General features: G+C 37.1%; 16 protein-coding genes and 1 pseudogene. All 17 read right to left on the bottom strand.

The window, feature by feature from the left end:
• Window positions 1–417: pseudogene (locus LB941_RS01095) on the bottom strand (hypothetical protein); the annotation flags it as partial.
• 350 nt (window positions 418–767) lie between these two features.
• Window positions 768–1,766, bottom strand: coding sequence for an Abi family protein (locus LB941_RS01090; RefSeq protein ID WP_253358739.1), 999 nt, complete (start codon window positions 1,764–1,766; stop codon window positions 768–770).
• Window positions 1,767–2,101: 335 nt separating this feature from the next.
• Window positions 2,102–3,379, bottom strand: coding sequence for a LysM peptidoglycan-binding domain-containing protein (locus LB941_RS01085; protein WP_253358736.1), 1,278 nt, complete (start codon window positions 3,377–3,379; stop codon window positions 2,102–2,104).
• A 10-nt stretch (window positions 3,380–3,389) separates the two neighbouring features.
• Window positions 3,390–3,953: a hypothetical protein gene (locus tag LB941_RS01080; RefSeq protein ID WP_253358734.1), complete on the bottom strand. Its 564-nt coding sequence runs from the start codon at window positions 3,951–3,953 to the stop codon at window positions 3,390–3,392.
• Between the two features lie 2 nt (window positions 3,954–3,955).
• Window positions 3,956–4,204: a hypothetical protein gene (locus LB941_RS01075; protein ID WP_253358732.1), complete on the bottom strand. Its 249-nt coding sequence runs from the start codon at window positions 4,202–4,204 to the stop codon at window positions 3,956–3,958.
• 54 nt (window positions 4,205–4,258) lie between these two features.
• The gene (locus tag LB941_RS01070) at window positions 4,259–4,489 is read right to left on the bottom strand and encodes a hypothetical protein (RefSeq protein ID WP_253358730.1); all 231 of its coding nucleotides are present in this window, start codon (window positions 4,487–4,489) and stop codon (window positions 4,259–4,261) included.
• 2 nt (window positions 4,490–4,491) lie between these two features.
• Window positions 4,492–4,929, bottom strand: a complete 438-nt coding sequence (locus LB941_RS01065) for a DUF1617 family protein (protein WP_253358728.1) — start codon at window positions 4,927–4,929, stop codon at window positions 4,492–4,494.
• Window positions 4,929–8,210 (bottom strand): phage tail protein, encoded by a 3,282-nt coding sequence (locus LB941_RS01060; protein WP_253358726.1) that lies wholly within the window; start codon window positions 8,208–8,210, stop codon window positions 4,929–4,931. The genes LB941_RS01065 and LB941_RS01060 overlap by 1 nt, the downstream gene beginning before the upstream one ends.
• A gap of 13 nt (window positions 8,211–8,223) precedes the next feature.
• Window positions 8,224–9,054, bottom strand: a complete 831-nt coding sequence (locus LB941_RS01055; RefSeq protein WP_253358724.1) for a phage tail domain-containing protein — start codon at window positions 9,052–9,054, stop codon at window positions 8,224–8,226.
• Window positions 9,055–12,315, bottom strand: coding sequence for a tape measure protein (locus LB941_RS01050; protein WP_253358721.1), 3,261 nt, complete (start codon window positions 12,313–12,315; stop codon window positions 9,055–9,057).
• Window positions 12,315–12,578 carry a hypothetical protein gene (locus LB941_RS01045; RefSeq protein WP_253358719.1) on the bottom strand — a complete coding sequence of 88 codons (264 nt, stop codon included), beginning with the start codon at window positions 12,576–12,578 and terminating at the stop codon, window positions 12,315–12,317. The genes LB941_RS01050 and LB941_RS01045 overlap by 1 nt, the downstream gene beginning before the upstream one ends.
• 41 nt (window positions 12,579–12,619) lie before the next feature.
• Complete coding sequence (locus LB941_RS01040) at window positions 12,620–13,048, bottom strand: tail assembly chaperone (RefSeq protein WP_253358717.1); 429 nt, start codon at window positions 13,046–13,048, stop codon at window positions 12,620–12,622.
• A gap of 57 nt (window positions 13,049–13,105) precedes the next feature.
• The gene (locus LB941_RS01035) at window positions 13,106–13,708 is read right to left on the bottom strand and encodes a phage major tail protein, TP901-1 family (protein WP_253358714.1); all 603 of its coding nucleotides are present in this window, start codon (window positions 13,706–13,708) and stop codon (window positions 13,106–13,108) included.
• Between the two features lie 12 nt (window positions 13,709–13,720).
• The gene (locus LB941_RS01030; protein WP_253358712.1) at window positions 13,721–14,074 is read right to left on the bottom strand and encodes a hypothetical protein; all 354 of its coding nucleotides are present in this window, start codon (window positions 14,072–14,074) and stop codon (window positions 13,721–13,723) included.
• A complete protein-coding gene (locus LB941_RS01025; protein WP_253358709.1) occupies window positions 14,074–14,454 on the bottom strand; it encodes an HK97-gp10 family putative phage morphogenesis protein in 381 nt (126 codons plus the stop codon). The genes LB941_RS01030 and LB941_RS01025 overlap by 1 nt, the downstream gene beginning before the upstream one ends.
• The gene (locus LB941_RS01020) at window positions 14,455–14,745 is read right to left on the bottom strand and encodes a hypothetical protein (RefSeq protein WP_253358707.1); all 291 of its coding nucleotides are present in this window, start codon (window positions 14,743–14,745) and stop codon (window positions 14,455–14,457) included.
• Window positions 14,742–15,086, bottom strand: coding sequence for a phage head-tail connector protein (locus LB941_RS01015; RefSeq protein WP_253358705.1), 345 nt, complete (start codon window positions 15,084–15,086; stop codon window positions 14,742–14,744). Before LB941_RS01015 ends, LB941_RS01020 begins: the two co-directional genes overlap by 4 nt.
• Between the last annotated feature and the right edge of the window lie 61 nt (window positions 15,087–15,147).

Genomic DNA, 15,147 nt, shown 5'->3' with positions numbered 1-15,147 from the left:
TAAAACTAAAAGCAGTACTGTAATTCCAATATTTTTTGAACCAACTATATCATTTTCAACACGATAATACTTAATAGCATTACTAGCCATTGGGAGCCAAGCCGCACTCAACCCAAGAAAAAAACCAGCAATAAGCTCTAAATATGGAAAAACAACCCCAAACAAACCAAAAAGTGATCCTAAAAAGCCGCAATAAATGGCTAACTTTAGCAACGTATAGCTATTTAGCTTAGTCTTTATACCGCGAATAAAGAAAACACCGGTCGTCCTAAATGTATAAAAAATAACAAATGGTAAAATCGCTATAACGGTATGACTACTTCCCCACTTCAAAAAAATCATAAATGGTAAAACAATAACTGTACTACTGATAATACTAAGTACAGTATTTCCAATCAACTGAGTATTTTGTTTCATAATTTGCCCCATATTAATTCAAAAAGATTTCAATTAATCCTTACAAAAACAATAAAATCATTTGTCCAACATATAAGATTTTTACACCAAAATTATTAATATTACTGCAATATTCTCATTTTTTCTAAGTATGTTCTGCTGTTGCTATTAGCAAAGATTATATGATACTCCTATCTTAACACTATCAATAGTATTTTATTAATTAATTAACTGCAGCACTATTACTTATTTTAAAACGTGTTTCTACTATTTGTATATATAGAAAATAAAAAGCTAAAATGAGAACACACAAAAAAGCCCCGCTCAATTAAGAGTGAGGGGCTATATATGCCAAACTCTCTTTAGTTAAATTATCGTCTTTTTTTCTTCATCCTTTTAATCTTTCTTGGAGAATGATGAGAAGAAAAAATATCTATGGCTGAAGCATTCTTAAATCCTAGTTCATGCGCCATGTTATTCATAACGTCATCACTAGCCCTACGCCTTCTTTTGCCTCCAGCATAGGATGTTTTCTTTCGCATAATTTTGCACAGAGAATCATTAATTAATTTATAATCATAATTTTTATTAACAACATCCATTAAATTTCTTAATATAACTAAAGCTATAGCAATCCTGTTTGTCTGCTTAGTTCCATCTGAAAAAATAACTTCTTGATATTTAGGGGGCATAACTGGTTGGGTTCTCAGTTTTAAATCTATTAAATCTGAATTATGGCAACATATATTACGGATTAAGTTTAAACATTCCAGCCACGACAATAAGTCAGTGGGCTTTGCATTAAATTTTTTAGCAATTTCTTTCTTATTTTTAGGAGACATATTTTTAAAAATATATACTAATTCACCAAACATTAATAACTCCATTGCTAACCAAACAGTTGGAAATCCATCTTTTATATTTTTATCAACATTTAAGTCAGGTAAATTACTTTTTCTTTTTTTCCTTTCCAACTTGTATTTAAAATCTCTTTCATCCCGTATGACTTTATTCCTATCTATTCCTCTATCACACCAATTCGAGAATTTTAAATACCCAAATGGTCCGTACGATTTAGCAAACAATTCACCTATACAGTTATGAAAATATATTTCTATATCTTCTATAGCATGTAGAGTCCCCATTCTCAATGCCTTATCATAATAGTATCTACTTAATAGATCTTCAAAAGATATTTCCTTAGCTTTATTACCTTGGTATAATATTGCAAACTCTTTTAGCTTATAATAGCCAATTCTTTTTATGGTTCTAATATTTCTTGTTCTTTCACGTTCTGTTAACTTAATTCCATGCGTTCCTAATTTATCAAGTAGTTCTTGTTCCTCAAGAACTTCCACATCGTTATTCATATATTTTATCACCCACAAAAAAACCCTTCGTCTACAGAACGTATCTGCCACAATATGTGGAACGAAGGGGATTGATCTCTATACTTATTTTATACTCTAAACAACTTGAAATGTCAATTGATATAAAGCCACTATAAAGCACAACATATTGTGTTTTATGAACCATACGACATTTAATGAACGTTATTTGTAATAGACATACCACAATATATTGTGGCTGAAAATATTTAAATAAGCCCCACCCCGATTAAGGAGTGAGGCTTTAACAATGTTTGTTGGTCGTTTTATTTTAACATATTGATGTTATTAAATCTAAGAATGCTAACTTAACTAATCTATTTAACTCTCAATGATTGTCCAACATATACCAGATTTACATTGGATAAATTGTTGAGTGTCTTAATCTTAGTAATAGTAGTGCTGTACTTATTAGCAATATAACTAACTGTGTTACCTTTTTTGACTGTGTAATAAACTTTATTTGATGTTGCCGTAGATCCAGACACTTTCAAACTTTCACCAACATAAATAATGTATGGCGATTTAATTCCGTTCAAATTAGCCAACTTATAATAAGTAGTGTTATATTTAGCTGCTATTTCACTTAATGTATCGCCAGACTTTACAGTATACGTCGAATTTGTAGTTTTCGATGTGCTGTTCTTACTATTTGATTTAGAAACATTGTTTGTAATCTTACCACTTAGTTTCAATACTTCGCCTGGGTAAATATAATCAGAAGTCGTCTTATTATTTAATGCCGCAAGATTGTTCATATCAACATTGTATGTTTTTGCTATTTTCCACCAACTATCACCGCTTTTTACAGTGTATGTTTTGACAGTCACAGTAGCATCAGAGCTTGTTGCAGTTGTTGCTGTGACTTTAGTGGTTGTAGTAACTCCACCGCCTGAACTCATAATGCCAATTAAATCTGCATCACCATCAAGTCCGTACACATTATCGCCATATTGCCACAGAGCAACATAGTTCATTGATGGAAAATAGTTAAAATCCGGTGCGGTCTGTGCTGATGTAGTTTTATATCTTGCAACCCACAGAACAGTTCCAAACTTTTGGCCAATTTCATCTGAATTAATATATGTTTTTAAATAAGAATATCCAGAATATAAAACTGGTTTATATCTGCCATCTTCAATAGCTTGCATAAAGGCTATGATAGCTGTTGTGTTTGCTTCTTTATCTGAACTAGCCCCAGCTTCGTAATCAAGTGCGATTACAGAGCCTTTTTTCAATCCGTCCGCTTTAGCATCTGATAAGGCTAGACTGGCCATGCTTTTAGCACTAGAAACACTAGAACCAAACTGTCCCCAAAAGTATCCACCGACATTCATTCCTGCATTAGCAGCATTAGCTAATTGAGCACTTGCGCTAGGATTTTGATAATGTTTCCCTTCACTGCCACCAGAGCCACCTAACTTAACGATTACAAACGAACCACCGTTACTTTTTAGTGTTTGCATGTAGCTAAGTGACGAGTCTTGATAATGTGCTACATCAAAGCCTAATGTGTTAGCTGATATTTTTACAGCAACTAAAAAAAGAGTGACAAATGAAATCACTCCTAGAATTATTTTCTTTTTGAGTTTCATGTGAACCTCCTTATTTTGAAGTCGTTGCACTTGTTGAAGCTGTTGTGTTTGTTGTGGAATCGCTCGAAGATGACGTCGAAGCCACACCTACGATATTTCCATCGGAATCAAGCACACTACCGATTGAAGTTGTGATTGTTGAAGCGTCACTTGTACTTTCATCTTCTGTATCAGATGTTGATGTATCTGCTCCAACCGTAGTAGCAACCGCCGATACAGTTGCTTGTGTTTGTGTAGCCGTTGAACTGACTTGCTCGACTTGTTTTGCTAATGATTCCAAAGTAGTCGAAAGTGATTCAGCGGCTTTAGTAATCTTAGTAGCGTCTAGTGATTCACCAGCACTTGTCACACTGGAATTACCTAACATTTGCCCGATTAGTGAAATTACAATACCAACAGCGGTAATGATAGAAAGAATAGAAGCGCTTGTGATATCGATTTTAAGCGCCAACTTCAAATACACCAAAACGCCTACTAACCCCAAGGTCAATAATGACACCCAGAAATTTATCTTCTTTGAATTATCTTTCAAGATAGTCCATACTGCTTTAGCTACTTTTTTAATTTTTTCCATGTTTATATCCCTCTTTCAATAAAAAATGCGATTATTCCTAAAACAGAAACGATTAACGCTATGCCGATTCCGTACGTCCATTTTGATATAGTTTCAATTGAATGTTCATTTTCTATCGACTTAGCTAATGCTTTATCTGCCTTATCATCAGCTTTAATCAATAAATCTAGTTTGCTGTCTATCCGTTCTACTTTAGTACTAAGGTCAAATAACGTTCTCGTGACGTCTAGCCCGTCCTTTTTTTCGTCCATATCTCACCTCCAACACCAACCGCCCACCCGAAGTTTTTGTAAAAAAATAAGCCCTTAGGCTGTAGTTACTGCTGTGAGTGTGGCTAGCTTGGATTTAGCTAGCGTTTCGAAATCTGATTTAGTCATGTCATCAAGCGTTTTTCCAGTTGCTAGGTCACTAGCTGTAATTTGTAAAGTAGCACTAACTGAGTTACTGTCCTCTGAACCGTTTAAGCCTACTTGAACTGCTGATGTTGTGCCGTCTGTGCCAAAGCTATAAGCTAATCTGTTTAGTGAAATTGTCATAATTATTTACCTTCCTTTTCAAAATTATTTTCTAACTGATCTAATACTAAATCGTAAAGCACTGCATCTGCGTTGGATAACTCATAATCATAGTTGTTCAAAGCTTCGTACAATGCCTTGAATTTTTCTGAATATTCCGTGAACTCAATCTTTGAGTTTTCATTTGCTAGGTCAATAAGTTCTTTGTTTAAATCGTCAGCTTTTGTTTCGTCTTTCAGAACATACTTGTCGTCTTTAACAATGCTTTTTCCTTCATCATCTTTAGCAAAGTATGGGTCACGAATTTCTTCTCTATCTTCGTTATATTCCTTATTTTTATCTTCCAATAGCTTAATCAGCTTAGTACGCCCGCGGCTTGCCTTTCCTTTTAATTTTGCTTGTGCTAGAAAATTTCCTACTGGTACTAAATCTGCGTTCTTAAATTCAATTAATTTACTCATTATGCTGCTCCTTTTAATTTTGTTATTTGTGATTGCAAATCATCAATCTTATCATATAAATCTTGTACTGCGACTATTGTGTATCCGATAGCAGTACCATCATCTCTTCCCGTACCGTCAGCAGACATCCAGTCATACGGAATTGTATATTCAGGCTTATCATTAACGTCATCGATAATTGGCGTTGCATACACCTTAGTATCGCCTCGTTCAATTTCAGAAATGTACTGATATTCCATGATGTCTACTGATTTTATCGCTTCTCTAGCCTTATCTTTAGTTAAAGCTGTAGATACTTTCTTCAAAGAAAGCAATGAAGAATTTATAAAAGATAGTGCATGCACATTTGCTGGATCCGTTGACTCAGTTTGAACCCACAGGTTACCGGTATCTACCAATATAGCTTGATTATTCCGCATCGTTATACCGCCTAAGGCGTATGTTCTTCCACTTATGGCCACAAGTTGTTTAGGATACATTGCTACATTAATATCGACAGACCCAGGTTTAGCGTTAATCAAGATAGTCCCTGAATTTGAAGTCCATGCATTATCAGAAGCTGCCATCAATGCTACTCCACCGTTTCCAACAATCGCGTTTTGGCTATTCGGGTTTGTGAACCAATTTCCGATAAATGTTTGACTACCAGAAAATCCTATTCGCGCATTGTAAATATTAACATGTGGAGAATCAAATGTTGAATCACTTGGAACCTGAACTAAGGCCATACTTTTAGAGCCGTCACTATTGCCTTGATTTATAGAGAATATTTGTCCTTCGCCATTCACAATGTATGCGCCGTTAGGCACATAATTGCTATCAAGACTGGGTCCGAACTTAGCCAAAAACGTTCCCGCACTATTTTGTATTGAGATTGTACCACCAGATATAGTTGCATTAAATGCAGTCCCTGTTTGCATAATTCTAATACCCGTGAGCGTTCCAGAAACAATACTTGAAGCATCTAGATTTAAAACTGTTATTTGCGAAGCATCAATCGTGCCCGCGGTTAATTTGCTTGCGCTCAAACTATCAATCATGGCAGAAGTTATAATTGCATCATCTATGGTTGTTGAGCCAGTAATGTGTACCTTGCTACCACCTATCAGAATTGACTCGGTGGAAATGTTAATTTGATTGATTACGTCGTTTTTCTGCACGCGTAGGTTAATTGCTGATGTTAATGCTGTATTTACTGCGGTTAAGGCTACAGTGGTAGCTTGTTCTGATGGCGCTAAACACCAGTCAGTAGCAACTGAACCTTTTTCAAGTTTGAACTCTTTCCATGATATTGTGTGACTTGCACTTTGACTTGCAGTATAAGAAACTGTGCCATAGACTTGGTTTCCTGTTACATTATCAGTGGCGGTAAAGGTTACTGTTGAATACCCACTTGTATTAGCTGACACCTTGTTTCCAGCATAAATCTTAAGTTGAGAACTTCCATTGTAAACCCTAATGCAAAGGTTAGTATCAATATCACATCCCGTAACATAAACCCTAGCTGTATACGTTGTTCCTGATGTTAAAGTCATTCCAGTTGTTTGTAGCACGGTGTTGGATTGGCCCCATGTTCCGTAAGAACCGGTAGCTAAAACATTTGAGGTACCTACTGCTAAATTAGTCCCCACAGCACTATTATTCACTTGGTCTTGTAATGCGCTTAAATTTGCACTCCACTCATTAGCGGTAGTAGTGACTAAGGCTTGCGCATTCGTTGTTGTGATACGTTGTTGAATAGCACTGTCTGTTTGAGTTTGATAAGACGCAAAATCTGTACTGCTCACCTTATTTATCAAGGCATTATCCGTTTGAGTTTTATATGATGTAAACTCATCGCTTGAAATTTTAGTAGCTAGTCCGTTTTCAAGTTCCGCTAAAGTTATAGTAGAACCACCCTTAAGGGTTGTAACTTGTTCTTGAACCGCTGTTGCTGTATCGCTTGCGGTATTAGCCGTATCAATGCTAGTCTGTGCTTTGGCTAAGGCGCTACTTGCGCCACTTACCGCTGTGTTGGCGTCCTGTGTAGCTTTGTCAGAATCAGCCATAGCGGTTGCTACGTTCTTAGATATTTCTACACCAGTTGCATCAGAAATTTCCTGATTCCACCGTGTTCCGTCATAAATCCACAGTTCTTTATAATTACCATTTGTACGCCAATAAATATCATTGGCAATCAAATCCGTTAAACTAAGCGTGTTAGGGTCATCTGTGCCTGTAAACGTCCTGTTCTTCCCGTTTGCAGCATAATACACGGTTATTACATCGCTTTGAAGTTGCTGAATAGCACTAGCTGTTGAAGATTGTACGCTTTGAAGTTGTTCAGCTTGTGACAAATCGCCAGCCGTAACTGTGTAGCCTATGCGCTTCTCATTAGCGTTAAATTCTTCTTTTAGTTTGACAATTCTAACTTTTCGTTTGAAATTTAACTTTTCATCAATTGCTAAAATCCAATCGCCCACTTCTGGACTATCATAATTAGGATAACCAGCATTTTCTAAATCATACATATTCAGCGATAGCGACACTGCAAAAGTAGCGTCAACCTTTTTCTTTACAGCAGCTAAAAGATTAGCAGCAATTGAATATTTTTCATCTGCAATCGGTTCGACGTCTAAAATTCCATAAGTTGTAGCTAAATCAGATGTATATTCAACTGTTAATCGTCCTTTAGATGTATCATTTTCATCATAATATTCGCCAAAACCTTTGCCATGAGTGGCGAAATCAGATATGCTATTTTCTTCAATCAAATCAGATAGGTTAACGCCATATCTCGCTATTGAAGTTAAGTCTGCACCAATAGACTCTTTAATAGTTACTTTTGTTCCACTTATTGAAAGCTCAACATCGGCTTGATCTATAATATCTGACAGTAAATCCGCTTTGCTTTTCATGCCCCAGTTTTCTTTTTCGAAAGCTGCAACAGTTGTCTGCAAATCATACGTATACCCGCTATCGTCAAAAAGAGCATTTAGATACGCCACAAATGTATGTGACCCATTCCAAGTCTCGTAGAACATGGATTTAGAAAAGTCCCACAAAAACTTATGAACGGCATCAAACTCTACGGTATTATCTTCATCATTTAGCTTTGTATAACTGATTACATATTTTTCATCTTGAAATTTAAAACTCCAACCATATCCAACATTTTGGAGAACATCATCACCTTCAAAAATAGTTCCTGAAATAGAAATATTGCCCGAAGTGTCTATTTCTCTTGTAAAAGTCGTGCGAGCAATAAATCCATTACCATCTTTATCATAAAATAACGTCAATTTTGCTCACCCCCTACAAATATAGATTCTTGACGTCTTTTAAAATTATTGTGCCCGCCAAAGTCGAAGTAACTTTGTTTGTGCCTGGGTTCAAAACAAAATATTTCGCATTAGTTAAAGCATTAAAATTAACGCCATTTAGTAAATTAGTGATTCCGGCAAGCTTGATTACATCACCAGATTCTATTGTTTGACTGCATTCCCAATGGTTAGATCCGATTGTAAAATCAAACCCTGCACTTTTAGCTTCGCTTGCGGTAATTTGAACGTACCAACCAGATTCAAGTTGATTATTAGCGATTGTTCCACCATATTGCACGGACCCACCACTTGAAACACTGATATCCTGTGTTATCGATTCGCCGAATGGAAGCTCTTTTGTTTTAAACTCAAACTCCCATGTTGAGAGCAATTTATCTCCCGCCTTGCCTTGAAAATCAGGACTATTAGTATCTGAACGATATACTAAAAAACGCTTGTTAGCAGTTGTATCACCGCCAGCAAACGTTATTTCTCCTGTATTTTCTCCAGGTCTTGAAAAATCATACAAACCATCATCACTGTAAAGTTGCTGAATATAATATCCATCTATATTTGAAAGCAGTCCGTTTATCTGTTGCTGCTTACTCAAATCATCACTTATACTATCTGATTTCATTAAGATGGTCGCAGTTATCTTTTTAGATGTGTAGCGCCCACCATAATCAAGTGAACCATTGCGACCGTTGAAACTTTGCGTAGTTCTATCAATTTCAGCGGGTTCTTCATCAAAAGCTATCAAACTAGCACCATAATCGCTTAGTTTAACACTAGTTCCGTCAAGAGTTGTAATTTTTAAATCCATTTACGAGCCTCCTAACTTTAATGTTGATAGATTAGTTTTCCGTGCTTCATTTGTTTTTACAGATGTGTAAATCTTATCGCCAACAATTTCGTTAGATACGTATACATTACTATCTTTTTGATCACTTGAATCGATTGGCTGTATAGATGTATCGCTAGTTGACGAGTAACTCAAATCTCCCGCAGTAATTGCTGCAGTTGAATCTGATACGGTATTGGCTAACTGCGAAGCCATGTTAGAAACATTGCTTTGTACGTCGTTAAACGCGCTTTGAAGCGACTTATTAAAGCCACCCATAATAGCTTGACCGGCTGGAATTAAGAGCTTTTTATCATAGCTAATGGGTCCTTTGTGTTCCCTTATCCATGAAGCAATATTTCCAACAAAACTAGTAATGCTACTCCAAACCGATTTTAAGCCTCTTAGAAAACTATCCATAATCGCTTTGCCGGCGTCCCATAAATTGAAATTCAAAGCCGCTCTTATAACAGACTTAACTCCGCCCCACAAGCCACTAGCCCATGACACAACACCATTCCACGCGGAATGAATGCCGTTTATTATCGCATTGCCAGCATTAACGACTGTTGACTTTAATCCGTTCCAGATATTGCTTACGCCTGATTTAAAACTATTCCATAGATTTATCCCTGTGGATTTAATTGTATTAATCGCATTAGGAATAGCGGACGTTAAATAATTCCATACATTCATTGTCGTTGATTTAATTCCGTCCCAAAGACTACTCATAAACGATTTAAACCCGTTCCAAAGAGATTTTCCTGTGTTTATTATGCTATTCCATGTGGAAGTGAAAAATGATACTATTCCATTCCAAACTGAGCTAGCAGTTGATCTAATTCCGTCCCACAAAGAGCTCATAAAGGACTTAAACCCGTTCCACAAAGACTCCCCTGTTGAAACTATTGAGTTCCAAATATTCACGATAAAGCTTGAGAATGCAGACCACACGGTTTCAGCATACGTCACTATAAAAGAAACTACACCATTTATAACATCTTTAATTCCATTCCACAAAGTAGTTGCTGCTTGCACAATTTTATTCCATATCAAAGTGACATCAGAACCTAATTGTGTAAAATTTCCAACGACCAAATCAAGTACAAGCAAAACTGGTCCCATTATCACTGCTTTGATTAGTCCCCAAACGCCACTAGCTATTTGAACTATTCCATTCCAAATAGTTGTTATAGATGAGCCAAACGTATTCCACAAGGCTAGAGCAACGCTAACAATCCCGTTCCACAATGTTGAGAAGAACGAAGTTAACACGCCCCAAACCGTCGACGCAACACCTACTACACCGCTCCAAATTGAAGACAACGTACTTGTAAACCCAGTCCACAAACTTGTAGCTGTACTTGTTATTCCAGACCACAAACCGCTAAAAAAAGAACCTAATCCTGTCCATGCAGAACCTGCCGTATTTTTAATTCCTGACCACAACCCCGAAAAGAAAGAACCAAGCCCATTCCAAATACCTTTTGCTCCACTCACCGTACTATTCCAAGTATTTGACAAAAAGCTACCAATGCCATTCCACACCGCTACAGCTGTGCTTTTAATTGTTGACCAAGCACTAGAAAGAAATGACACAAAATCTTGCCAAATTTGCTGACCTAGTTGCGTTTTAGTAAAAAAAAATACCAACGCTGCAACCACAGCTACAATTGCTGCAATTATTAATACAAAAGGATTAATTGCCATGATCGCATTGAGAGCTGCTTGTGCTGCGGCGGCTATTTTGCTTTCCGCTGCCATACTTGCTAATGCAACTCTGAAAAGTTTAAAGTCACCTATGAGTGCACTTAATATTTTAAGGGCCAAAATTGCTTTTTTTAGTGCTTCAAATGCTGCATAAACTTTCATAATGGTTTTATAAGCAACCAAGATTGTTAGAACGCCTACTGCAAAAGCCTGAAAAAAAGAATTCTGAACCAGTGCTAACATTATCTTACTTAATCCTGATAAAGTTCCAGTTACTGTTCCTACAGCCGCCTTCAAACCGCTGAAAACAGCACTCCACGGAATTGACGATAAAGTTTGAGCCCACACACCAACGCTGGTTTGAATTATCAAGGAAACATTAGTAATGATGCCATTAATGGTGCTAACAATTGACTTTATATCTCCTGATTGAAAAGCTTTAGCAAATCCTTTGCTCATGCTATTCCAAATTTCTTCTGCTGCAACGACAAATCCATTTAAAATACCAATGATATGACTAATAACATTAGATACGATACTAGATAAACCGTTAAAAGCAGCTCTTGCTCCATCTGTATTAAGTCCTTTAAATATATTAGAAAATAGTGTCTTTAGATTTAATGCTAAAGGCTTTAGTTCTGTTCCTAAAGAGTTGAAAGCGGAAATCATTTTATTAGCAGCACCTTGTGCATCTATGCTACCGATTGCATCTACTAACTTTGAGATGGCATTAATCCCAACCTGAGAGACCGCATCGAATGCTGGTTGCAACTTATTCGCTAGAGTTTCCCTCAACCCATCCATTGCTTGACCTACAGTCTTATATTGAGTTGCCATTTTTGAAAACGCCTTGGTATTACCAGCTTTTTCAACAGCTTCAAAGAACTCGCTAGTTTTAATCTTACCGTTCTGAACATCTTCCACTAACTGGCTGGTACTCTCGCCCATTGCTTTGGCTACGGCTGCAATCCCCGCAGGCGTTTGTTCAAGCATGAGTTTAAAGTCCTGCCATTGTACAGTTGGCTTAGCTGCCATTTGTGTAGCTTGCTGGCTCAAAGTTTTCATAGCCTGTGTTGGATTAGAAGCGGCGGACGCTAAATTACCAAAACCTTCAACGAGCTTAGTAGTGTTTTTGGTACCTACAGCTGCAAGTTGTGAATATGTGCTAGCCATATCAGATGCTGAATAGATAGTCTGCTGAGCATAACTCTGCAACTCTTTTTTTATTTTAGAAATTTGACTTGAGCTTTTGCCAAGATATTTCATATTGCTACTAAACGTTTTCCATGCAGCGCTTGAACTACTCAATTCCGAAACCATACTGCTAACTCCACTTTTTATTAAGTTAAAAGCAGATGAGGCAGCACTTGCTCCTAATCCTGCAAGGGCGCCCATTTTTACAATAGATTTTCCTCCTGTAGTCGCTGAACCGGATACTTTGCCAGACATACTTTTAGTCGCGTTTTGCATTTTGCTCATAGCGCTAGTGTAGCCTGATATGTTAGCCGTAAACGTAGCTGCCACGTTTGCCATTAATCCTCACCTCCAAACAATTTGTTGACTCTGGCCAAAGCTTCTAAGTTAGGCTTGCTTTCTTTAGATGATTTACGTTGAATTATTTGTCTTTCTGACTTGTTTATTGCTTTTTCAGCTGATTTTGCAGAACGTTTTGGATTCTTTGCATTTTGAACATTTGCAATGTTGATAGCTAATTCTAAAGCATGTTTACGTTCGTCATTACGCATCAGCACAGCACCTTCCATAAGTGCTCTAGCTTCCCAAAAATAGCTGCTCATAATAAGCCGTCTGTCAAATATTCCAACGCGTGCAAAACGAATTAAGAGAGACTCTTCTCCACTTCTTCCAGGGTATTCTTCATCACTTTCAGTTCCATTTTCTCGTCGTCCGTCTCCGTTTTTTTGCCCTCCACGAACATTTTTGTAAATTTCATCCAACGTTGAGCGGCGTTCTTGAAAAAAGACGATTCTTTTAATTCCTCAATTAAATCACTTGCAATATCGCCATCGTATTCATCAATAACAGCTAATATTTCTTCCTCTTTAGCAGTTGATAATAGTGCGCTGATTGCATTGAAAATTGCAGTATCATCTCCAGTAACTAGCGATACCCAAATGTTCCCTGCGCCATCATTATTAGAAGCTCCGTTTTCCGGATTTTTAGTTGAAAAAAGTTTATTTGCTCTAAAAAAAGTAGCATAATCGAACTTCACATCTTTTTCTTTACCTTTAATTTTTAAAGTTAACATTTATTTTCCTCCATCAATTCGTCTCATTTTTATCGTCTCTGTCTATCTTTATTTTAATTAAGAACCTGTGGTTTCCGAAGTCGTAGTGCTATCTGCTGTATCAGCAAACTCACCGGTCTTTTCACCTGGGCGTTCATAATCGTATAATTCTTGTAGCACCGATGTTTGGGCGTCAGTTAGTGGAAATGTACCGTCAACTAATTTTCCAAGAATATTGATTGTCCAGTCAATTTCAGAGAATGAATCTTCGTCTGAAATATCTGCTGAATCAACTATTCCGTACCCGAACATAGCCGGATAAACTTTATGATCTCCCTCTGTAACAGCTAAGCGAGAATCAACAATTACACGCCAAACCTTGACCTGTTTGCCTTCATGTTTAGCATTAATGATGACGTCCGTCGCTTTATCGCCAGGAACTATATATGAAGTAACCTCGATAGAATCTTCGTTCGTTGAAGGTGCTACGATACGCCCCATTTTACTTTGCTCATCAAGTGAATCGCCTTCGATTGATGTATCACCCGATTCTTGGTGTGCTGGTAAGATTGCTTTGCTACCAACTGCTGCATCTGTTGATTGAATGAAGTACCACACGTCTTTCCCGCGGTATGGGGTATCTTTCACTAGTTCAATGCCGTTATTAATTGCATCTGCCATTCTGCATTCCTCCTAAATTGTTATTGTCATTAAAAAAAGAGCACGGCGTAAATCTCTGCCGATGCTCTCATCTATCATTGTTTGTACTGTCAAACTATCCCACCTAACGCATTTGCTAAGCGATAATTTAACTTGTCTTACATATTCTTCAAACTCAATTACACTCACATTTTCAGTCCATACATCAATTTGTTGTTCAATCTGATTTAATTCTGAACCGAATTTAGTTGATTGATCTAAATCAGTGTGAACACCTACTTGAACGAGTGGTAATGTATCGCTTGTTGTAGGCTGTCTGAAAATGACATTTATACCATCATTTTTTAGCTGCGTTTTGATACCTGTATAGAAATCAGCTAACCTCATTAATCATTCCCCACTTTCTGCAAAGCTAATTTAACTTGTGAGTAAAAATAAGGCTTTACAGCCGCAATAGCTGGGCGTATATATGGTTGTGCAGCCATTTTATACGTTCCATACTCAACATATGACGCATAATCAGCTTTTGAAGCAACATACTCACCTAAAACAGTATCTCCGTTTGTTTCAACAGGTTTAACGACTATATTTTGCCTTAAATATCCTGTGTCAACCGGCACTATTGATTGAGATGTTTGCTGTGCTTTTGCAATCGTAGCTTTCATGGCTGTAGCAGTTGCCGTCCTAGCTTGCGCTTTGTTTGTGCTAAATTGTGAGTATAATTTTTCTAGCCCATCGAATTTAACATCGAAACTTGCTCCGGACATTTAACCACCTCCAGAAACAATCAAAACGGTTGATTTGCGATTTAAGAATGTTTTGTTAACCGTATACTCAATTCCATCAATTTTAACTCTATTAACCAGTGCTATTTTATTTTTGATGTGGATTTCATAGGCATTTGCTGATAGCAATCCAAAACTTTCTAAGTCTTGAACGTTTGTGATAGGTATTAGTTCGCATGGCACATTCTCCGTTTTAGTAGAAGTCGGTGAGTCGCCTAAACCATCATCATCTTGCGAGTATCTAATGAGTGTGATTCTATCGCTATATCTCATACCCACCTCATTCCTGCCCTTTTTCTTAAGCCTGACTTTCGGTATTGATCTAAGCTATTAGAATACTCGGATAAATCAATAGATTCCCACGAGTTGCTAATATCACTTTCGCCGCTTGAACTTTTGCCTTCATCACCAATGCGATTGTACATTTTAATTACAACGTCTTTAACTATCCAATCGGTTGAATTCGGCAAGGCAACTAGACCTGTGTCACCATCTTGATTGATATAGCTCATAACTCTGTCTTGCGTATCAGCGATTAAATCGTTTAAGAGATCATCTTGAATCGTGTCGCTAATGCCTATCCTCAATTTAACGCTTGATAATATATCTGCCATAATGTCACCTCTTTTAATAGCCGCCGCATAAGCTACTGTTTATTTCTCTAAGCGACTAATA

The organism is Ligilactobacillus ubinensis, from assembly GCF_024160875.1.
GTDB lineage: Bacteria > Bacillota > Bacilli > Lactobacillales > Lactobacillaceae > Ligilactobacillus > Ligilactobacillus ubinensis.
Note: the sequence above shows the minus strand (reverse complement) of the source record. Positions and strands in the feature narration are given on the sequence as shown.